Source organism: Verruconatronum alginivorum (genome assembly GCF_056590205.1).
This window is the reverse complement of record NZ_JBWPVQ010000001.1, coordinates 2,488,031-2,508,140: the sequence shown is the minus strand read 5'-3', so window position 1 is coordinate 2,508,140 and position 20,110 is coordinate 2,488,031. Positions and strand designations below refer to the sequence as shown.

The following is a 20,110-nucleotide window of genomic DNA, read 5'->3' as shown; positions in this document are numbered from 1 at the left end:
GGCCACGACGTAATAACCGTAATTACATATGAAAACCACGGTCAAGGTGACGCGCATCGGAAACTCCCGCGGAATCCGACTGAGCAAGAGGCTTTTACAGCGATACGGCATCGAGGAAAGCTTGATCCTGGAGGAGACGGAGGACGCCATCGTTCTCAAGCCGGCGCGAAGCAAACAGTCGACTTGGGAGGAGACCTACAAATCCATGGCCAAAGAGGCGGAGGATTGGAGCGATTGGGAGGCCCTGGCCGACGAAGGGGTCGCGGATGAAGATTGAGCGGTTTGCGATCCACTGGGTCAACCTCGATCCGGTGATCGAATCGGAAATCAACAAGACCCGTCCGGTCGTGATCGTGAGCGACAACCTCATGAACACGCACCTGGAAACGGTCGTCGGTTGTCCACTCACCTCCCGGCTCCATCCCCAGTGGCGGACCCGGATTCAAGTCCAGTGCGACGGACGTCCCGCCGAGATCGCGGTCGATCAAATCCGCCCCCTCAGCAAACGCCGGATCTTGTCCCGAATCGATCAACTCTCCCCGGAGAAAGCCGACGAATTGCGCGGGAAGATCCGCGAAATGTATGGCTGAACGAGCTCTATGATTCGGCGCTCTCCGACGAATCCGCGCATTGCCGGCGGTATTCCTCCAACCGGGAGTCGAGTTCGGAAAGCCACTGGGCGTCGACAAAGGCCTTGATGATTCGCCTGACCTCGTAGGAAGGCGGTTGGGAGGAGCCGGGGGTGACCTTCATTTTCCGGAGAAACCCGAGGTCGACGATCTTGTTCAAATGGGTTTCGACCTGGTCCACGAGCCGGGCTTCGTTGCTGTTCTCCGGCAGAAAAAGACGCAAGGTTTCCGCGATCTCCTCGCGGGTGAGAACCAGGCGGGTCTCGCCGCCGCCGGCGTCGGACTCCGCCAACTTCTTCCGGAGCAGCGCGAGGAGCAGACTGACGGGAAACGTGAGTTGCCGCCGGGCCACCAGGCGGGGACGCTTCGCCGTGGTGGCCGGTTCTTCCTCGTCGGCCGGTTCGCGGGAGCGGAGGAAGGCGTAACCTTCGGCCTCGTCCAAGATGAGCTCGAGATCGAGCACCCGAACGTAGTCGCGGACCTGCGGCTGCAATTGAAGCAACTGACCCCAGACGGTCGGATCGTTTTCCTGGTAAACCACGCCCTTCAAGAGCGGAATCACCACGGCGGACAATTCGGCTTCGGTCTGGGCCGAGTCTTCCGGAGACTGGAACGGATTCGTCATGAGATTCATCGGACAAAAATGACCCGCGGAAGTCGAGCGGTCTTCCGGACGGTCCGTCCGTCGTTGGCCGTGGTTTCCCAGGAGAGGCATTCTTCGGCGGACTCATCGATGGTTGCCCGAAAACTGCCGGATCCGAGGTCGAGATAGGTGACCAACTCGGCCAATCCGTGCTCCAGGGGACGTTTCTCCACGAGTTCGCCGAGGGTGATCTGGGAGCTTTCCTGGAGAAGTTGACGGATGTGGCGCGACAAGGCGGCTTTGTCGACCACCTCTTGGGAAAAGAGCGCGGCGGCGTCGACATCCTCCCCGGTCGCGGCGAGAACGGTGTCGGCCAGGTCCGGCTTGAAGGCTGGTTTATAAAGAGGTCGCTCGAAGGGCAATTCGATCGAGGCGCCGGTTTCGGCGATTTCCATAAACGTACCGGCGGGAGCGTTCTCGCGCACCGCCAGCGACTTCGCCTCGATGCCGTGCAACAGATCCATGATCCGGCGGTTTTCGAGCCAGGCCTGGTCGTCGAGAAAACGGCGGAGTTGCCGCGACAACTCGGCCACGGTTCGTTGGGTGTGTTCGCCGGCCTCCAACCAATCGTAGTGAACCCGGCGCAAACGCGGATCCGGTTCCGTCGCCCCGATCGCCGGATGTTCCAAAATCCTTTCAAGGAGCCCGGTCAATTCCTCCTGCCGCCGGCTCGACATCAGGAAATCCCAGAACGCGTGAAAACTCTTTCCCTGGTCGGAATCGGCGATCGCGTCCCGTTCGCCCATGATCTCTTCGAGCAACGCCGCCTTTCCCCCCTCCCAGAGGGCGATTCGCTCCCGAACCCGCCGGTCGAGTTGGCGGAAGTTTTGCTCCACCTCGCGGAAATCGGTCAGAAGTTCGCGCGCCATCTGGGTGAATTGCTGAAACCGGTCGCGCAAGGCGGTGTCGTCGAGGAGCGGCGCCTCCCCTTCCAGCACCTGGGCGATCTCGGCGTCGATCGCGTCGCGGCGCTTTTGCAATTCGGCGACGCGAACCTGCGGATCGGTCTCGGTTCCCTCGGCCATCTGGCGGAGCAATTCGAACAACGTGAGGAGCCGCGATTCCGTCCCGACGAACGACCGCGCCTCCAACGATGCCAGCCAGGCGATCGCCCGCTCGGTGGCCGGGGCGAGATCGAAAAACGGCTCGTCCGAATCGTGACGGTAATATTTCCGCAACCATCCCTTTTCGGGAGCCGCCCAATCGTTAAGGTATTCCCGGGCCGCTTTGGGAAACGCCGATTCCCCGAGCCGTTCGCGCAATGCGTAGAGCTCATCCTCCAAAACCTCCCGCAAGTCCGCCTCCGCGATGATCCGCACATTGGGCGCGACAAACACCTTGTTGAAAAAGGAAATGATCAACGGCGCATGATCCGAACGCAACAACCGCCACGCCGGATGAGTCCGCCGGAGGAAGTCGAGGCTCTCGAAAGTCATTTCCCTCATAACAGCCAAGATCCAGGCTGGGCCTCGGGAACAACGTAAAATGAAACTACCGCATCCCTGGGAGGGATGGCATCCTGCCGTCCGCTGTCGGCCTCGACCTCGGAAAAAGGTCGGCCGGAAGCCACCCCTCCGACTTGGCCACCATGCAACCGCCATAAACAATGAAGTTCCATATGAAGGAACATCCGACGGGAAACCAAAGCCGGACTCAATGCTCAAATGCGATTCACGCCCTCACTCCAAGGGCTGTTTCACCCGCCCGATTTGTAGCAGCGTTGGAGTCCCGCATTTATGCGGTCTCCGTCCGGTACAGGGAGAGACCAGCTCCGTCTGGTCCCCGGGAAACTTGGTGCTCCGCACGGAGCCGGGACGGCCCCGCCACTTCCTTAAAGACCCTCGATCCCGCGGTCTTCGTCCAGACCGCCGTTAGGCCGCGGTCACGCTGCCTTTCTCTTCCCCGACATCCGTCGGCATGACTCCGCGCAACGGCGGCAGGCTTCGACGCATTCGTCCATGTCGCCGACCCGCTCGCAGTCATCCGCGCACCGCTCGCAGATTTCGGCGCACACTCCGCACGTCAATTCATGGCGGGGGGAGTTCCGCAGCATGAAGTTCGCCGACGTCGCGCAAATTTCCGCGCAATCGAGCATCAACCGAAAATGCTCCGGCGCGACATGCTCGCCTCCCTCCTCCAAACAATGCGTCGAAGCCATGCTCAGACAGACATCCCGGCAATTGCCGCATGCCTCGACGCAATGTTTCAGTTCCTCGCTCAAATGTTTCAAATGATGCATATGGCCCCCCTTCCGTTTGTTTTCTTTGGAGATTCGAAAACCCCAGCCTCGCCCAAAGACGCTCCGTTCGCAATGGGACCAACCGCCCATTCCCCCCTCATGGATTCCACGATCTCCAAACGACGCTCAATATCGAGCGAAAGCTCGACGCTACCCGTAGCATCCCGGCTTTCGCCGGATGACCGCCAGAGTCAGCCGTCCTTCACCCCGCCGCCCTGACCAAACGACGCCCAATCATCGAGCGAAAGCTCGACGCTACCCGTAGCATCCCGGCTTTCGCCGGATGACCGCCGGAGTCAGCTGTCCTTCACGCCACCCTGACCAAACGACGCCCAATCATCGAGCGAAAGCTCGACGCTCCCGTAGCATCCCGGCTTTCGCCGGATGACCGCCGGAGTCAGCCGTCCTTCACGCCGCCCTGCCCAAACGACGCTCAATCATCGAGCGAAAGCTCGACGCTACCCGTAGCATCCCGGCTTTCGCCGGATGACCGCCGGAGTCAGCCGTCCTTCACGCCGCCCTGACCAAACAACGCCCAATCATCAAGCGAAAGCTCGACGCTACCCGTAGCATCCCGGCTTTCGCCGGATGACCGCTAGAGTCAGCTGTCCTTCACTCCGCCCTGACCAAATGACGCCCCGTCCAATCGCTTGCCCCATTTCGATCTCTTCGATCACCCCTCAAAGATTCGGCCTCGCAGCTTCATCTTTTGCAATCACGTAACCCATGCTTCGATACGCGGGGAGCTGTTGCGATACATGCTGGCCATGAGAGGGAGCCGTTCATCCAGATAGTCATAAATCAGGACGTTGTCTTTCCCGGGGAAAGCCCGGTAGAGAAAACCTGCGTATTGAACCAGGCGTCCCTTGAAATGAAATCGGCATCGTGAGAAGAACGTCTTTTCCCGGCTTCAGCTTCCGCCGCAGGAACTTTTTTGTGGCCTTGGGCAATCACACCTGCCGTAAATAAAGCGTTTTCAAAGCGACTACCCGGATTGATCGAGGTTCAGCCATAGTCAGATCCTGCGGTCAGGAAAAAACTTCATTTCACAATCCAAACGTTGTTCGCGGCTGTCCTTCCGGCAAATGATGCTCGCGGTGAGTCCCGTGCGAATCGGATTTTTTAAGAAAAATCCCATCAGGCCATTGACAACCGCTCCAAAAATCGCTCTTTTGAACCCTTTCATTGCCCGGTAGCTCAGTGGTAGAGCAGGTGACTGTTAATCACTTGGTCGTAGGTTCGAATCCTACCCGGGCAGCCATTTTCAATCAAACGACTTACGGATTTTCGGCCGTAGGTCGTTTTTTTTGGAGTGTCCGGGAAATGTCCGGTCCTGACGGTCGTCGCCGCCTCCTCGTGCGTCCGGCGCCTTACCCAACCACTCCATGTATTGCGTGGGGCCGACGATGGACATCTGATCGACGATTGAGGCGCGACCGGCGAGATGACCCGCCCCATGGGAACCCCTTCATCGAAAAGTCGCGGAAAGACCCTGAGTCACCTTCATCCGACCCAGCTGCCAGATGGTAGATTGGAGATTGGGCATTCCACCGGCAGACCTACGGGAACTTAAGGGGATTTATTGTCCCATTTCGGAAGACAAGGGGACATCATTAATTATTAATAATCAATATTTTACGATTTACTTTTAGAGGGAATCGCCCATTGTTCAGTCAATCCTGGGACCATCAGAGATATCAGAGTTTCGGCGACCGAATGGTTGTCCGCCCTCTCCCGATGGTCCCGGGAGGGGGCTTTTTTTTACCCCATGCGGAACGGCAACCGCTGATAACTACCGGTCGGACCCCGCCGCACCGTCGAATGAAACGGGCGGACCCGGACAGTGGGATGGCAAAGGAGGGTGAGCGGTCCGCAGGCGACGTCAGATCGGCCGGTGCAACTCCGGCGCCTGCGGGCAAATAGCGAGCCCATGCCGTGCCTGCCACGGAGGTGGGCTCCGGTGCGTATCCGGTATTCCCTCAAGTGTGGGGCTGTACCGCGGGGATGGCGACAAGCCGACCGGATACGAACAGCGAAGGGCGACACGGATTCCTCAGTTTGAGCCATGTCTCGCGATCACCGACCCCCTACCCTCCGGGGTAGGGGGCGGTGTGCTCGGACGAGCCGTTGTCCTCGAATGTGCCATGTCTTGCGATCGATTGGATGGTCCGATAGCAAAGGTTTCCGGCGTGACGGGCGAATCAAACACGAGAGCGGATCGGATAGGACGAAGAACCGGATAGGGGCGGAGGGCGAACGAGAGTGGAGGCCGGGGCCGGACAGCACAAGTTCGAGGGCCAGGGCCAGGGCCGAAAGGCGCAGTTCGAGGGCCAGGGCCGGAGAAGTGAGGATCGCCGCCCTCATCGCCAACTGCTCCCCTCCAATCAACCCTGCCCGAGTTTTGCGTTGAGACCATCGCGTTCTCCCTCTCTACCCTGATTTTGGAGACGGTCTCAGGCCCCCCTCTGAATCACTACGCCGATGAGAGTGACCGATCCCGTGAATCCGCTGGCCCGTGGACTCCATTTGCGCACGATCCTTCCCAGTCGAGCCCAATTCTCGGACCGGGCAAAACCCTCCCGGAAAACACCCTCAAAAACCGGAAAAAATGTCCTACTTTTTGTCCTTTTAGCGGGCTGGCGGGCCGCCAAAACCGGGTTTTCAGGGTTCCAACGGAAAAACAGGGTGACATTTCCGCGGCGTCCGTGCATTTCGGGGGTTAAGGGAATCCCCCAAAAACCCCATTTTCGGGCCCTTTTTTGTGAACCTCACATCAGGTTCACGCAAGGTTCACGCCCCGGCAGCCCTCTTTTTTCGGCCGATCAGTCCGTGCTTTTCCCGGATATTCTGCACCGTGGTGGTGGAGATTCCGAACTCCCGGACCACCTCCGGCCCGGTCGAACCGGACTGCAACGCCGCCACCACCCGAGACTCCAGCTCCGGGGTCACGTCGGTGCGGGAACGCCTCGCCCCGGAGACCGCCCGCAGATCCACGATCAGGTCCTCCATCGAGGAATACCCGAACTTCTCCGGGAGCCTCCTCAGCTCCTCGATCTTCGCCTGGTAGATCTCCTCCTCCAGCTCGGCGACCTGAATCACCACATCCTCGGCTCCCGACCAACCCCTCGTGGCGCACGTCTGTCGCGACCGGGCAGCCGGAAGATCCGCGAGCCGGGCCGATTCGATCATGGCGCCCACCTTGGTCCCGGGAAGCGATAAGTGGATGGCGAGGACACCGGGCAATAAAGAGGGGGCCATAAGGAAAGCGGACGAAGGAAGGCGTTTTCGAGTCAAAGAGCCGGAATAGGAGGCAGGTAAGAAAGGTATCGGCTAAATCCTCACCTCTTCGCCCAACCTCCGGGACGCGTGCTTCAAAGCGATCCATTTTTTTGTTTCGTTCATTTTTGTTGGCCGGTATAACCGGCAAATATGATTGTCCGACATCAGTGCGGCCAACGCGTCCGGGTCCGCCTCAACCAGTTTCGACGCGGACCGGTCTGTCCGACATGCCGAAAGCCAATCGATCCGCCGTGGGGTCGCATCCGCCGCCTCCTCATGTCTTGGTTTACCTTTCGACTCCGTTCCCGCCCCGCCGCCCCGTCTTTCACCGAAATCGAACAAATCCTCGCCCGGCTCGCGACCCACGCCTGGCGACCCCACCGTCTCCCGGACGACGCCTCCTTTCTCCTTGGGCCTCAGACGTTGTTTGCGCGGAGCGATCTCGAAGGGGAAGCCGAAGTCTTCTACTCGCACGCCCGCGCCTGGGCTCCGGGGTTTGACGTGCCGTTTCTCCGGCCCCGGGTGGTCGTCGAGGATCACGTCCAGGCGGCGGGAGCGTTCGAGGTCGATTCCTCTGGTTTCGTCACCGTGAAGATCGCTCCCCATCTGCTGAGGGAAACCAAGCTTCGGCACCTGGTGCTCGCCCACGAGATCTGTCACCACCTGTTGGAGCACGCCGGACTGGCGGATCGAAACAACACGGCCCTGAACGAACGTATGACCGACCTGGCGATGTTCGTATGCGGCTTCGGCCAAATCGCCATGAATGGATGGGCGGTCTCCCAGCTCTCTTCCGAGAGGGTCGGATACCTCGACCCGGACGAGCGGGAATTCGCCCACGATTGGGTTCTCTCGGCCCGTCTGAACAACAACCTCGGCGGAGTCGACGCCCCGACCAATCCCCTTCCAGGCCTTTCCCTGAAACTTCCCCTCAAGTCTTCGCCGGATCTAGCCGAACTCGAATTCCGGAACCGAATCCCAGATCAAAGGGTGAGGGAGCGCCACCTGCGATTCTACAGAAGTAGGTTTCCCGATGAGTCGGAAGAGTCCCTTATCGAAAGGATCTTGGACGATTACGAGCGGGATCGCCGGTGACCTTCGCCTGCGGTGAACCTCAGGTATGCGGAGCGGCTGGAGGCAATCGAGCGCCGCCCGCGACGGCTGAAAGGCCGGGAGTAGATCGGGATCCCCGGGGAAACGGCGTTCCAGGAAAGTCCCCTATCGCCCCCGCCACCCTTTGCTTTCGACGGTAGCGTTTCAAACGCGACCGTTCCGAATTCCTGAAATGAAGCCGAATGGAGCCGAATCAAGGCCAATACATTTTTATGTTCGACCTCCATCACCCGGGCAAGATCCCGGGAATCAGCCACCAGGTCGCCGGCGACAAGCCGGACGATCTCGCCCTCGTTTTTTGTTTTTCTTCTTTCATGGGTTTTAGCGCCTATCCCACAATTGCGGCTTTCCTCGACATTCCTTCTTCGATCATCCAATCTCCGACCTGATGGAACCCCGCGCCAAGCGACGTTTCTCGTGGATCGAACTCTTCGTCCTCCTCGGCGTCCTCGCCGTCGCGGCCGCCATCTTCTCGACCCATCACGGACGGGTCAGGAGCCCGGGAATGCGGTCGGTCGACGCCTCCAACATCCGCAGCATTGCCATTAGCTCCCTGATCTACGCGGAAGACCACGGCGGAAAGCTGCCGGGGCTGGGTCTGAACCAGGTAGGCGAAATCGCCGAAGGGTCCACCACGCCGAATCTTCATGCGATCGCCGCCGCGCTGGCCCGTCACGGATATCTGAACGACGCCCATGCCTGGATCTCCACTTACGACCGTCATCCGGAGATCAGGCGGGACGACCTCGACTTCGTGCTGTCGCACGAGGATCCCCGGATCCTGTCGCCGGAATTCGCCGCATCCCCCCTGAGCTTCCAATTCGTCGCCGGGCTCAAGATTGGCATGCATTCGTCCACCCCGATCGTCTTCACCCGGGGACTCCGGCCCGACGGAAGGTGGGACCGCGACCGCCACGTCGGCGTCTACGGCGGGGACGGCGGCCACATCGTCTTCCTGGGCGGAAACATGGGCTTTTATGAAGACCTGCGGCACCCGGACCGAAACTTGAAAACTCCCGTTGGCAGTTCCACAACCAACATCCTGGAAACCATCGACGCCCGCGCCCAGATCTTCAGCGATCCAGCCACCGCGACAGGTAGGCTTGATGGAATGCCCGGGGTTGCACCACGCGAGTGACATGGCGGAGCCCCCAACCGCTCGGTAGCGAATCTTGCCTCGCCCGCGAACCGATTTCGGTGTGAAGTCGAACAATGCCAGCGGTCCAGCAGCTCCTGTTTCCTGATCCAAGGCCGTTGGTCGATCGCCTCGGTCGTGACTTCTTCCTGTCGCTCCCAGCGAGTCCGGGCGTCTATGTGATACGTGATGCACACGAGGCCCCCATTTACATCGGCAAAGCAAAAAACCTCCGCCAACGTCTCAGGGCCTACCGGGTGGCGAATCCGGGGCGAATGAAGCGTCGTCATCTCCGGTTGCTGGGAGCGGCGGTAGCCATAGACGTCGAGTTGTGCAACGACGAAGATGCGGCATTGGCTCGGGAGGCGGAACTGATCTTGTTGCACCGACCCCGCTTCAACCGGGCGGGGACGTGGCCGGTTTCTCCCCGTTACGTCGGTTGGCGGATGATCGAATCGTCCGTCGAACTCATCGTGACCGAACAGCTTGAAGAGGGCTGGATGGGCGCTGGCCCGTTTGGGAGTGGCGGTGCCCGAAGGTATCGGGCAGCCTCGGTTCGGCTGATCTGGTTTCTGGCGCATCCCGGCGATTCCGTGGAGAAAATGCCCTTCGGTTGGATTTACGGGCGGCTTGGTGAAAACGCGCAAGTGGATGTGGGCGGCGAGCGGGAACGAATCCTCGCCATCATTCAAGCGCTGGCCGATAGTTCAACTGAAGCCCTGTCTATTGCGGTGAGGTCGATGATCGAAGGAGAGCGCCGGAGTTTCGTTGTCGAACTCGTTGATGAGGATCTGAAGCGACTCGGTCGATTTGCAGGCGACCCGTAGGGAGGGCGGCGCCCGAAAGCGGTGTCCCATTACTTATTCGAGATTGGCCGGATTCGAATTTGCTCCCGTGGAAGATTCACCGCGTGGATCGTCTTGCTCCCGTTCGGTTTTGGTTGTTACCATGCTCCCATGTCCGAAGCCAAACTTTCCGCGCACCGCGTCCTGTTTTTCGTTGGAGACCTGTACGAAGACATTGAGCTGTGGTATCCGCTCTACCGCTTCCAGGAGGCCGGAGCCAAGACCGTCATCGCCGGAGAGTCCCTCGACACCTTTTCCGGCAAAAACGGTTATCCCTGCCGGGCCGAAGTCCTGATCGATGACATGCGGGAGGCGGATTTCACCGCACTGCTGATACCTGGCGGTTTCATGCCCGACAAACTTCGGCGCAACCCCAAGGTTCTTGAACTCACCCGCGAGTTCGATGCGGCGGGCAAATTGATCGGAATGATCTGCCATGCCGGCTGGATTCCGATCTCGGCGGGAATCCTCAAGGGCCGTACCGTCACCAGTACGCCGGGGATCAAAGATGACATCATCAATGCCGGAGCCAAGTGGGTCGATGAACCGGTGGTGCGGGATGGAAACCTCGTATCGGCCCGGCGCCCGCCCGATCTTCCGGCCTTCGGAGAGGCACTGGTCGCCTGTCTGGCGGAAGTTTCGGCGTGAGGGCAGCCTTGGGGGCATGATCCCGCCATCCAACCTGTTTGCAGAATCCCCGATCGTCTGCCGGAGGAGCTGGTTCAGACCCTGCATACTGCCGGCAACGTGCGAGCAACTTTTCGATCTCTCTGGCAGAGGATGGACCGAGAGCTGTCGGAGGGGGACGAGTGGCAAATTGTGGATGCCTTCGCCGAGAAGCTGAGAATTACGGATTGGTCCGCCTGGCGGGAGGATCCGGGTGAATGACCGGCTCCTGCAGAATATGGACTTCATGGAGGCGGGCAGTCAAAAGGTAATCCCTTTTGCTTGCTCCTAAATGCGTTTATCTGTCAGTTTCCCGGATGTGTCAACGATGGTGGTTCAAGCCGTTCATATTGCTGATCTTCAACTCTTAACTCCACTTTAACCGTCCGCTGAACCCGGCCGATGCAAGACGTATTCCATTTTAGAGAGAAGCTCATCGAAGAATATTCGAGCTTTTCGCGCAGCTTCACGAAGATTGCTGCCACTGACATCGCGGATTACGTGGAAGCGGAATATGCCAAAGGTCGCTATTGGCCCGAGCCGCTTATCCAGATTAATCCGAACTATCTGCGGGCGCAGGATGTCGAGGAGCTCGTGGCCGATGGTAGCCTTCACCCGGCTTGTGCGGATCTCTTTCGCCTGAAAAATGCCAACGGTGCCTCTCATCCCCTGCGCCTCTTCCAACACCAGCAGGAAGCCTTGTCAAAGGCGGCGAACGGCGAAAGCTATGTGGTTACGACCGGGACAGGATCCGGTAAATCGCTCGCTTTTTTTGTTCCGATTATAGATCGCATTCTGAGAAACAAGTCGTCCGATCCAGAGAAGCGGACCCGTGCGATCGTCATCTATCCTATGAATGCACTGGCCAACAGCCAACTGGAGGAAGTGCACAAGTTCCTGTCAAACCTCGGGGAGGGCCAACAGCCACTGACGGTGGAACGTTACACCGGTCAGGAGGACGCGAGCATCCGGAATCGCATCGCACAAAATCCTCCCGACATCCTGCTGACCAACTTCATGATGCTGGAGTTGATCCTCACTCGCTATGAGCCTATCGACCGGCAGGTGGTGGAGCATTGTCGCGGGCTGGAGTTCCTGGTGCTAGACGAATTGCATACCTACCGGGGCCGCCAAGGGGCCGATGTCGCCTTGTTGGTTCGTCGGCTGCGCGAGCGCTTCGACGCCACGAACCTCATCTGCATCGGAACCTCGGCGACTATGTCCAGCACCGGTTCCCAGGAGGACCGTAAGAAGACGGTCGCCACCGTGGCCTCGAAACTGTTCGGCCAGGAGATTCCCGCCTCCAATGTCATCGGAGAAACTCTTGAACGGACGACTAACAAGCACGAGAGCCTGAAGTCGATCCGACCCCGGTTGCACGACCGTTTAAATTCACCCGACTTCTCCTGGACCAGCGCCGATGCATTTTCCAACGACCCCCTTGCGATCTGGGTCGAACTCAATCTCGGCCTTTCCTTGTCCGACCATACCGGACCCCAGCGCGCCCAACCAATCTCCGTAACCGACGCCGCCGCTCGCCTCGCCAGGGATGCAGGCGTTGAGGTGGCCGATGCCAGGAAAGCTCTGCAGAAGTTTCTTATCGCTGCCCAGGGACTGCAAACTGGCGAGGGTCGGGCTCCTTTCGCGTTTAAACTCCATCAGTTCATCAGCGGCCCAGGCAAGGTTCACTGCACGCTGGAGCCCGACGGTCAGCGTTTGGTGACGCTGGATACCCAGCGCTTTGCGCCGAACAAGCAGGAGGAGAAAATCTTCCTCTTCAGCACACACTTTTGTCGTGAGTGTGGTCAGGAGTATCATCCGGTTTGGGAAGACTCGGAAAATCAGCCCAGCTTCACTCCCCGCGAAATCGACGATGTCGGCACCGAGGATCGTGATGAGCGTTCCGGATTTCTCGCTCCTATCCGTACCGGCCAGGAGTTTCAGGGCAAGATCACCGACTATCCGGATACGTGGATAGACAACTCGAAGGACGAGCCAAAAATCAAATCCAGCTACCGCGCAGCCCGCCCGGTTGGAGTCCGAGTGAATTCAACGGGAAGTAAAGGCGACGGCCGTCAATACTGGTTCATCCCAGGCAAATTCCGCTTTTGCCTAAACTGCGGTCAGCTCCACGAGGCTTATGGACGCGACATCAATCGTCTCTCGGGACTGTCCGGCGAAGGTCGGTCATCCGCCACCACAATTCTTACACTGTCCACCCTTCGTCAGCTCTTCGCGGAGCAAGACGGTGTTTCGGAGACAGACGACTCGCGAAAGTTGTTGGGGTTTACGGACAATCGACAGGATGCCGCGCTCCAGGCGGGTCACTTCAACGACTTCATTTTCCTCCTGATCTTGCGGGCCGGCCTTATCGGCGGGCTGAAGCGGCACCAAGGCGTCCTGACCGAGGAGAGGCTAAGCGAGGCCGTGTTCGACGCCCTCGGATTCGGTCAGGCCGATCCGGGCGTGCTGAGTGAATATCTTCGCGATCCAACTTTGGTCGGCCTCGGTTTGAAGCAGGCCCAGCAGGCCCTTCGTTTTGTGATCGGTTACCGGCTCATCCGTGACCTGAGAAAGGGGTGGCGCTACAACAACCCCAATCTCGATCAACTGAAGCTGCTTAAAATCAGTTACGACAGTCTGGACGAGTTTTCCAATCATGAGGACTTGTTCAAAGGCGACAAAATCCTGGCCCGCCTCACCCCCGCTGAACGTTCCGCCTTCGCTCGCCTCGTGTTCGATGAACTGGTCCGAAATCTTTGCGTCGAGTCCCGCTTCCTTGATGGGATGGAGCACGAGCGCATTCGGAGCGCCATCTACAATTTTCTGACCGAACGCTGGTCTTTCGGGAACGACGAAGTCCTGGCGACCACCAAGTATCTGATTCTCGATAAGCGCCCAGACAGCAAGGGGCGCCAACGTCATGAGCTGGTCGGGGGTGGTCCCGGTTCCCGTCTGGTTCGCCTGCTGAAATATGCCGGCTTCTGGAAAGAGTCCGCACTGGCCGAGGAGGTCGATCACCTTTCCCGCCCGGAGTTGGTCACGCTAATCCGCTCGTTCCTCAAGGCGGCCGAAGCCTATGGATACGTTCAGAGGCAGGGCCTCGACAACAACAAGCTGACCGGTTGGACCCTGAAATCCTCCGCACTCCAATGGGTGCTGACGCTCGACCAGTCCGACGGGGAAGAAATCACCCGAAACGTATTTTTCCGCCAGCTCTACCTTGCCATCTCCGAGGTGCTCGCATCGCCGGCACATCCGCTCTTCGATTTCGAGGCTCATGAGCATACCGCGCAGGTGGAACCCGATAAACGTAAGGTTCTCGAACAGCGTTTCCGACGCAACGAACGGGACATCGCGGAATGGGGCAACGAACCGGAGAACAAGGGGCCGCTGCCGGCGTTGCCCGTCCTTTACTGTTCTCCGACGATGGAGTTAGGAGTGGATATCTCCTCCCTCAACACCGTTTACCTGCGAAACATGCCCCCCACGCCGGCAAACTATGCCCAAAGAAGCGGGCGCGCCGGTCGTTCCGGCCAAGCCGCACTCGTGGTGACATATTGCGCCGCAATGAGTCCCCATGACCAGTGGTTTTTTCATCACGCCAGCGACATGGTCCACGGTATCGTCAAAGCCCCGACACTGGAACTCTCCAACCGCGACCTCGTCGAAAGTCATCTGCACGCCGTTTGTTTGGCTGGCCAATGTGGAATACGAGCTGGATACCAGCATCGCGCCTCTCCTGGATCTAGAAGATCCGAAAAAACCGATCATCACCGCCCTGCGGGAACGCTTCCAGGATCCGATGGTGCAGCAGCGGGCGCGTGAACAGGTCCAGCGCGTCCTCGGCCAGATCGCCGGTGAACTCACCCCTGAGAACGCTCCCTGGTTCGGCCCCGATTTTGCGGACCAGGTGATCCGAAAAAGTCCGGAAGCCTTCGAAGCCGCCTTCGAACGTTGGCGCGCCCTTTACGATGGGGTGCAATTCCAGATGAAGGCCGCCGCCAAAATCATCCAAAGTCCCGCCACCAGTCAGAAAGATCGGGAGAACGCCAACCGTCGCTATCAGGATGCCAAAAACCAGTTTTCACTCCTGCTCCGATCGGGCAGCCAGAACAACGACTTTTACACCTTCCGCTATCTTGCCAGCCAAGGCTTCCTTCCCGGTTACAATTTTCCCCGGTTGCCCCTGATGGCATGGATTCCCTCTCAGGGTCGCAAGCGCAACGGCAAAGACGACCGGGGTAGTATGGTCAGCCGGCCCCGTTTCCTCGCGCTATCCGAATTCGGACCGCTGAGTCTCATTTACCACGAGGGCCGCATGTTCCGGGTCGAACGGGCCAAACTCAATATACACAGCTCCGACTCCATTTCTTCCGATTCCAATTTAACCACCATCAGCGCCCGTGTGTGTGCCGATTGCGGATATGGTCACCTAGGGGACGATGCCAACCCCGAGCCACTGTCTGATGTCTGCGAACATTGCAACCAACTCCTCGGCGACGAGGGCCGCATCAACAGCCTTTACCGTATCGAAACCGTCGAGACGCGAATGCAGGAACGCATCTCCGTTAATGAAGAGGAACGCCAGCGCCAAGGCTTCGAACTTCAGACCACTTACCGCTTCATGCCCGGTCCGGGTGGTTTGACCGAGGTCTTTCATTCCGAAGCCATCCACGCCGCCAATCCTGTCGCCAGGTTGACGTATTCACCGGCCGCACGCATCTGGCGGATCAACAAAGGCTGGCGTCGCCGCAAAGATAAGAAACAGCTCGGGTTTGTGATCAATCCGATCACCGGCAAGTGGAGCAAAAAAGACAGCCCTGACGATGCACATGACCCCCAGGATCCACCAGAGAAAATAGACCAGAAAGAACCGACTCAACTCATCGTCCCATTCGTTGAGGATCATCGAAACATACTGATCCTAACTCCGCGAACCTCGTTGTCGGAGAAGGCCATGGCCACCCTCCAATCGGCCCTGAAACGCGGGATCACCCAGACCTTCCAGATCGAAGAATCCGAGCTTGTCGTCGAAGCTCTTCCTGACCGTAACAACCGTAAGGCTCTTCTCTTCTACGAGGCCGCCGAAGGTGGCGCCGGGGTCCTTAGCCGAATCGCCCAGGATTCCGCCCAACTCAGTATTGTGGCCCGCGCCGCGCTGGAAATCATGCATTTCAATTTGCCCGATGCGTCCTTCACGGCAGAAAACCTCACCTCCCACGAACAACACACCCCGGCGGGTGACCGCATCTGCGAGGCCGGCTGTTATCAATGCCTGTTGTCTTACTACAACCAGCCCGACCACGACTTGATCAATCGCCGCGATTCGAGCGCCCAGGCTCTGCTCACCCAGCTGGCCAACGGCTCGGTCTCCAGGGCCAGATCAGGGACGCGGTCCGGCTCCGACGGCGACGGTCTTGCTCCGTGGCTGGCGGCTCTCAACAGTCTCAACTTACGCACGCCCGACGACACCAGCGTATCCCTTCGGGATGGCCGGTGGACGGCCGACGCTCTTTATAAATCCGCCCGCGCTCTCGTGTTCCTATCTCCGCCGGATCCCGAATTGTCGGCTTACGCTGGCGAACGCGGATTCACCTCGATCGTTTTTCCTGCTGATAACGGGGAATGGCCCGCCACGTTCGCGGCCCACCCAACCGTTTTTGGTCCCCTCAACGGCAACGCTCCATGACTTCCGCTTCAATAGCCGCCTTCACGCCTGGTTCTCTTATCCGTGCCCGCGGTCGCGAATGGGTGGTTCAACCTGGTTCTTCCGCCTCCGCCCTTCACCTGCGCCCCCTCGGTGGCTCCGACGAGGACATCACCACGCTCCTGCCTGAGCTGGAATGGGAAGCGCCGACCACGGCCAGTTTTCCGGAACCCGATCCGACTCTGCGCGGCAACCACACCGCCGCCCTGCTCCTGCGCGACGCCCTCCAGCTCAAACTTCGAACCGGGGCCGGCCCTTTCCGCTCCTTTGGCAATATCGCCGTCGAACCCCGCGCCTACCAGCTGGTCCCTCTGCTGATGGCCTTGCGCCTACCGACGGTGCGGCTCCTCGTTGCCGATGACGTTGGCATCGGCAAAACCATCGAAGCCGGACTCATCGTTCGGGAACTCTACGACCGCGGCGAGATCAGCCGCTTTGCCGTTCTATGTCCGCCTCACCTGGTGGAGCAATGGCAGTCCGAACTGGAGCGTCACTTTCACTTCCATGCGGCCGCACTTACCTCCGCCAACGTGACTCGGTTGAGAAAAAATCTCCCCCGCGGCGTTTCCCTCTTCGAACACTACCCGGTTGTCGTCGTCAGTCTCGACTACATCAAGAGCGACCGTCACCGCGCCCACTTCCTGTCCATCGCCCCGGAGTGCATTGTGGTGGACGAGGCGCACACCTGCTCAACGGGAGGGAAGGGAAAGCAACTCCGTTACGAATTGCTGCAACAGCTGGCTGAGGACGAGGAGCGCCACCTCATCCTCCTCACGGCCACACCGCACTCAGGCGACGATAGCGCTTTCCACAACCTGCTTTCTCTCCTTCGCAAAGATTTCGCCGGGCTGGCTGATGGTAATGAGGCGAACCGTCGTCGCCTGCGCGAAGATCTCGCCCGCCACTTTGTTCAACGCCGCCGCAAAGACATCGAAGAGTGGCAGGATGTCAGCGTCTTTCCGCGACGGCTGACCACCGAAGTTACTTACAACCTGACCGGCGAATGGGGAGATTTCTTCGATGCCGTGCAAGACTATTGCGTTCATCTTGCCGAGCGGGCCGAATCCAGTGATGGCACCGCCCGTCACATGATCTGGTACGCGACCCTCGCCCTCCTGCGTTGCGTGGCCTCCTCACCCGCCGCCGCCGAGCGTGCTCTAAATACCCGCCTCACGGGCACCTTGGAGGAGATGCAGGCCCTGGCCGATGAAGAGCGGCTTAATGATGGCGATGGCGCCGACCTGACCTCGAACGATCTCGAACCGGCCGGCGCGCTCGACGACACCGACTCCCTCCATTCCCTGATCGCCCAGGCCCAAAATCTCAGCGGCCAGAAGGGGGACCCGAAACTCAAGGCGTTGGTCGCCCATTTGCGGGAACTTCTCAAGGAGGGCATTCGCCCCGTCGTCTTCTGCCGCTATATCGCAACCGCCAAATACGTGGCCGCCGAACTGAAGGCTCATTTCAAAAAAGCTTCAGTCGATGCCGTCACCGGAGAATACACGCCGGAGGAACGCGAGGTTCGCGTGCAGGAACTCGCCGAGGCCGACCAACCGATCCTGGTCGCCTCTGACTGCCTTTCCGAAGGGATCAATCTCCAACACGGCTTCACCGCCGTCATTCATTACGACCTGGCTTGGAATCCCACCCGGCACGAACAGCGCGAGGGCCGGGTGGACCGATTCGGCCAACGAGCAAAAGAAGTTCGATGCACCATGCTCTACGGCCAGGATAACCCCGTCGATGGTTTCATCTTCAATGTCATCCTGCGCAAGGCGGAGTCCATCCGCCGCGAACTCGGGGTTCTCGTGCCCCTGCCTCAGGATGAACGGCGGATCAACCAGGCGATGATCAAGGCCGCTTTGCTCAAGCGCAACCGTACCCGTGATCGCAAGCAACTGGAGTTTACCCTCGACGAAAGTATCGCCGCCGACCTCGAACCGCTCGTCACCGCATGGGAGGATGCACTTGAAAAAGCCCGGGCAAACCGGACCGTTTTCGCCCAGCGCCGCCTTCGCCCCGAGGAGGTGCTTCCGGAATGGCAGAAGCAACTCCAGCTGATTGGCGACGAAACCTCGATCGAGCGCTTCGTGAGCAACGCCTGCGCCCGCCTTGGCGCCCCGTTGGAGCCTGCCCGTCAGGCATGGCGCTTTTTGCCCCGACACTTTCCCGTCTCCTTGCGCGAACGTCTGGCCGAGGAAAAGCTGGATCGGGAGCTTGCCATTGACTTCCGTTATCCGCCCAAATCCCAGGCTCAATTCATCCATCGTACCCATCCGCTTGTCTCGATCCTGGCCGACACCCTCCTGGAAGGCGCCCTTCAGGACGCCTCGCCGCTCGCCGCCCGCTGCGCCGCCACCGTCTGCGGCGATGTTCAGGTGGTCACGACTCTTTTTCTATTACGACTTCGCCACCAACTCACCTACAGGAAGCGGTCCGACTCCCGCAGCCTCATGGCGGAAGAAACGGTCGCGATCGCGCTGGAGGGGCGACAGGAGCCGCGCTGGCTGGAGGACGATGACGTCATTCGCCTTCTTGAGGTCAAACCGAGCGGCAATTTGAGCGATGCCGCCGCCACTCGCGAAATCGAAACGGCTCTCGCCTTTTTCCGGGACAACACTCCGCGTCTGGAAGCTCTCGCCCGCCAGCGGGCCGAAGCTCTCCTTCAGGATCATCGCCGCGTCCGTCAGGCCGCCCGCGATGTCGGCAGCTACGAAGTCAGCCCATGCCTTCCTGTGGATGTCATCGGCGTTTACGTGCTTCTTCCAGATCAGCTGTAAATTTGTATGGAAAAAACATACGACTGCATGGTAGAACCATACAATGAACCCGCTGAACGTTTTGTTTCCGAAGACCCGAGCCGAAGTGATTCGGCTTCTCTTTGCCGATCCGGAGCGCTCCCTGCACCTGCGGGAGTTGGCTCGCCTGAGCGGATTGTCCATCGGCAGTCTCCAGGGGGAAGTGAGCAAATTGAGCGACGCCGCGTTACTCCTCGAGCACCGCGATGGGAACCGGCTCTACTTTCGGGCCAACCGCGATCATCCGCTCTATCCGGAACTTCGAGGAATCTCCATCAAGACAACCGGGCTGCGCGAGCAACTGGCGGAGGCGCTGGCCGACCTTCCGGGAATCGAACTGGCCTTTGTTTTCGGTTCCTTCGCCTCAGGCGAGGCCGATGCCCAGAGCGACATCGATCTTTTTCTTATCGGTTCAGTCGGTCTGCGAAAAGTTGCTCCTCGGCTCCGTCCGGTGACCGAGGCGATCGGCCGGGAAATCAATCCCTACGTCATCGCAAAAGCCTCGTTTGCGGAGAAGATTCGCGCCCAAGATGCGTTCGCGCTGAACGTCCTCCAATCCCCGAAACTCTGGATTATCGGGCACGAACATGAGCTTGAAGAACTGGCAAAATAACGGCTGGCTTCGTCCGCACAAGACCACCCGCTCCCAGGTGACGGACCTCTTCGCGATCGCGGATCGCGACCTGGAGGATGCCCGCACGGCCCGTCTCAGCACCGACTGGCAATTCGGTATCGCCTACAACGCGGCGCTCAAGCTTTGCACAATTCTCGTCTACGCGGAAGGTTACCGCCCGGAACGTGCCCTCGCTCATTACCGGACCTTGCAGGCCCTTCCCCTGATCCTTGGCCCCGAACGTCGCAACGACGCCGACTATCTCGACGCCTGCCGGAGCAAGCGAAACACTGTCGAGTATGACATGGTCGGCCAAACCAGCGCCGAAGAAGCCCGTGAACTGATCGAATTTGCCGCGGAACTCCGCGATGATGTCCTCCAGTGGCTCCGCCAAAAGCACCCGCATCTGCTCCCGCCCTCCTCATAATTCATCCCTCATC

The 20,110-nt window shown here is 59.5% G+C and carries 15 protein-coding genes, 1 tRNA gene and 1 pseudogene; 12 read left to right on the top strand and 5 right to left on the bottom strand.

What is annotated here, in order from left to right; all coding sequences use genetic code 11:
- Positions 1 to 28: 28 nt before the first annotated feature.
- Together ACWUI2_RS08870 and ACWUI2_RS08865 are read left to right on the top strand one after the other, a co-directional pair.
- A complete protein-coding gene (locus tag ACWUI2_RS08870) occupies positions 29 to 277 on the top strand; it encodes an AbrB/MazE/SpoVT family DNA-binding domain-containing protein (RefSeq protein WP_486982495.1) in 249 nt (82 codons plus the stop codon).
- On the top strand, positions 267 to 590 hold the full coding sequence (locus ACWUI2_RS08865) for a type II toxin-antitoxin system PemK/MazF family toxin (protein ID WP_486982494.1): 324 nt from the start codon (positions 267 to 269) through the stop codon (positions 588 to 590). Before ACWUI2_RS08870 ends, ACWUI2_RS08865 begins: the two co-directional genes overlap by 11 nt.
- A gap of 7 nt (positions 591 to 597) precedes the next feature.
- On the opposite strand, the gene ACWUI2_RS08860 is transcribed toward ACWUI2_RS08865, so the two are convergent.
- From ACWUI2_RS08860 to ACWUI2_RS08845, 4 genes are all read right to left on the bottom strand, one after another.
- Positions 598 to 1,254, bottom strand: a complete 657-nt coding sequence (locus tag ACWUI2_RS08860) for a DUF4194 domain-containing protein (RefSeq protein ID WP_486982493.1) — start codon at positions 1,252 to 1,254, stop codon at positions 598 to 600.
- A gap of 5 nt (positions 1,255 to 1,259) precedes the next feature.
- Positions 1,260 to 2,708 carry a DUF3375 domain-containing protein gene (locus ACWUI2_RS08855; protein ID WP_486982492.1) on the bottom strand — a complete coding sequence of 483 codons (1,449 nt, stop codon included), beginning with the start codon at positions 2,706 to 2,708 and terminating at the stop codon, positions 1,260 to 1,262.
- Between the two features lie 446 nt (positions 2,709 to 3,154).
- Positions 3,155 to 3,502 carry a four-helix bundle copper-binding protein gene (locus tag ACWUI2_RS08850; protein WP_486985056.1) on the bottom strand — a complete coding sequence of 116 codons (348 nt, stop codon included), beginning with the start codon at positions 3,500 to 3,502 and terminating at the stop codon, positions 3,155 to 3,157.
- A gap of 1,024 nt (positions 3,503 to 4,526) precedes the next feature.
- A complete protein-coding gene (locus tag ACWUI2_RS08845; RefSeq protein WP_486982491.1) occupies positions 4,527 to 4,697 on the bottom strand; it encodes a hypothetical protein in 171 nt (56 codons plus the stop codon).
- Between ACWUI2_RS08845 and ACWUI2_RS08840 the strand changes: the two genes are divergently transcribed.
- Positions 4,698 to 4,772, top strand: a tRNA-Asn gene (locus tag ACWUI2_RS08840). It abuts the gene before it with no gap.
- 1,529 nt (positions 4,773 to 6,301) lie between these two features.
- Here the strand turns inward: ACWUI2_RS08840 and ACWUI2_RS08835 are convergent.
- The gene (locus ACWUI2_RS08835; protein ID WP_486982490.1) at positions 6,302 to 6,769 is read right to left on the bottom strand and encodes a hypothetical protein; all 468 of its coding nucleotides are present in this window, start codon (positions 6,767 to 6,769) and stop codon (positions 6,302 to 6,304) included.
- A 297-nt stretch (positions 6,770 to 7,066) separates the two neighbouring features.
- On the opposite strand from ACWUI2_RS08835, the gene ACWUI2_RS08830 reads away from it, so the two are divergent.
- The 9 genes and pseudogenes from ACWUI2_RS08830 (at position 7,067) to ACWUI2_RS08790 (ending at position 20,097) form a co-directional block, all read left to right on the top strand.
- Positions 7,067 to 7,885, top strand: coding sequence for a hypothetical protein (locus ACWUI2_RS08830; protein WP_486982489.1), 819 nt, complete (start codon positions 7,067 to 7,069; stop codon positions 7,883 to 7,885).
- Positions 7,886 to 8,085: 200 nt separating this feature from the next.
- Positions 8,086 to 8,292, top strand: a complete 207-nt coding sequence (locus ACWUI2_RS08825) for a hypothetical protein (RefSeq protein ID WP_486982488.1) — start codon at positions 8,086 to 8,088, stop codon at positions 8,290 to 8,292.
- The gene (locus ACWUI2_RS08820) at positions 8,292 to 9,041 is read left to right on the top strand and encodes a hypothetical protein (protein ID WP_486982487.1); all 750 of its coding nucleotides are present in this window, start codon (positions 8,292 to 8,294) and stop codon (positions 9,039 to 9,041) included. Before ACWUI2_RS08825 ends, ACWUI2_RS08820 begins: the two co-directional genes overlap by 1 nt.
- Positions 9,042 to 9,115: 74 nt before the next feature.
- Positions 9,116 to 9,865: a nucleotide excision repair endonuclease gene (locus ACWUI2_RS08815; RefSeq protein WP_486982486.1), complete on the top strand. Its 750-nt coding sequence runs from the start codon at positions 9,116 to 9,118 to the stop codon at positions 9,863 to 9,865.
- 129 nt (positions 9,866 to 9,994) lie between these two features.
- The gene (locus ACWUI2_RS08810; RefSeq protein ID WP_486982485.1) at positions 9,995 to 10,531 is read left to right on the top strand and encodes a type 1 glutamine amidotransferase domain-containing protein; all 537 of its coding nucleotides are present in this window, start codon (positions 9,995 to 9,997) and stop codon (positions 10,529 to 10,531) included.
- A gap of 420 nt (positions 10,532 to 10,951) precedes the next feature.
- Positions 10,952 to 16,241 (top strand): annotated as a pseudogene (locus ACWUI2_RS08805) (DEAD/DEAH box helicase).
- The gene (locus ACWUI2_RS08800; RefSeq protein WP_486982484.1) at positions 16,238 to 19,039 is read left to right on the top strand and encodes a helicase-related protein; all 2,802 of its coding nucleotides are present in this window, start codon (positions 16,238 to 16,240) and stop codon (positions 19,037 to 19,039) included. The pseudogene ACWUI2_RS08805 and the gene ACWUI2_RS08800 overlap by 4 nt, the downstream one beginning before the upstream one ends.
- A gap of 43 nt (positions 19,040 to 19,082) precedes the next feature.
- Positions 19,083 to 19,670: a nucleotidyltransferase domain-containing protein gene (locus ACWUI2_RS08795; protein ID WP_486982483.1), complete on the top strand. Its 588-nt coding sequence runs from the start codon at positions 19,083 to 19,085 to the stop codon at positions 19,668 to 19,670.
- Positions 19,645 to 20,097, top strand: coding sequence for a hypothetical protein (locus tag ACWUI2_RS08790; protein ID WP_486982482.1), 453 nt, complete (start codon positions 19,645 to 19,647; stop codon positions 20,095 to 20,097). Before ACWUI2_RS08795 ends, ACWUI2_RS08790 begins: the two co-directional genes overlap by 26 nt.
- Positions 20,098 to 20,110: the final 13 nt, after the last annotated feature.

What these genes read in the sequence shown, in the direction of transcription:
- ACWUI2_RS08870 (WP_486982495.1), top strand. Translation starts at nt 29, where the DNA reads ATGAAAACCACGGTCAAGGTGACGCGCATCGGAAACTCCCGCGGAATC.
- ACWUI2_RS08865 (WP_486982494.1), top strand. Translation starts at nt 267, where the DNA reads ATGAAGATTGAGCGGTTTGCGATCCACTGGGTCAACCTCGATCCGGTG.
- ACWUI2_RS08860 (WP_486982493.1), bottom strand. Translation starts at nt 1,254, where the DNA reads ATGACGAATCCGTTCCAGTCTCCGGAAGACTCGGCCCAGACCGAAGCC.
- ACWUI2_RS08855 (WP_486982492.1), bottom strand. Translation starts at nt 2,708, where the DNA reads ATGACTTTCGAGAGCCTCGACTTCCTCCGGCGGACTCATCCGGCGTGG.
- ACWUI2_RS08845 (WP_486982491.1), bottom strand. Translation starts at nt 4,697, where the DNA reads ATGAAAGGGTTCAAAAGAGCGATTTTTGGAGCGGTTGTCAATGGCCTG.
- ACWUI2_RS08835 (WP_486982490.1), bottom strand. Translation starts at nt 6,769, where the DNA reads ATGGCCCCCTCTTTATTGCCCGGTGTCCTCGCCATCCACTTATCGCTT.
- ACWUI2_RS08830 (WP_486982489.1), top strand. Translation starts at nt 7,067, where the DNA reads ATGTCTTGGTTTACCTTTCGACTCCGTTCCCGCCCCGCCGCCCCGTCT.
- ACWUI2_RS08825 (WP_486982488.1), top strand. Translation starts at nt 8,086, where the DNA reads ATGGAGCCGAATCAAGGCCAATACATTTTTATGTTCGACCTCCATCAC.
- ACWUI2_RS08820 (WP_486982487.1), top strand. Translation starts at nt 8,292, where the DNA reads ATGGAACCCCGCGCCAAGCGACGTTTCTCGTGGATCGAACTCTTCGTC.
- ACWUI2_RS08815 (WP_486982486.1), top strand. Translation starts at nt 9,116, where the DNA reads ATGCCAGCGGTCCAGCAGCTCCTGTTTCCTGATCCAAGGCCGTTGGTC.
- ACWUI2_RS08810 (WP_486982485.1), top strand. Translation starts at nt 9,995, where the DNA reads ATGTCCGAAGCCAAACTTTCCGCGCACCGCGTCCTGTTTTTCGTTGGA.
- ACWUI2_RS08800 (WP_486982484.1), top strand. Translation starts at nt 16,238, where the DNA reads ATGACTTCCGCTTCAATAGCCGCCTTCACGCCTGGTTCTCTTATCCGT.
- ACWUI2_RS08795 (WP_486982483.1), top strand. Translation starts at nt 19,083, where the DNA reads ATGAACCCGCTGAACGTTTTGTTTCCGAAGACCCGAGCCGAAGTGATT.
- ACWUI2_RS08790 (WP_486982482.1), top strand. Translation starts at nt 19,645, where the DNA reads ATGAGCTTGAAGAACTGGCAAAATAACGGCTGGCTTCGTCCGCACAAG.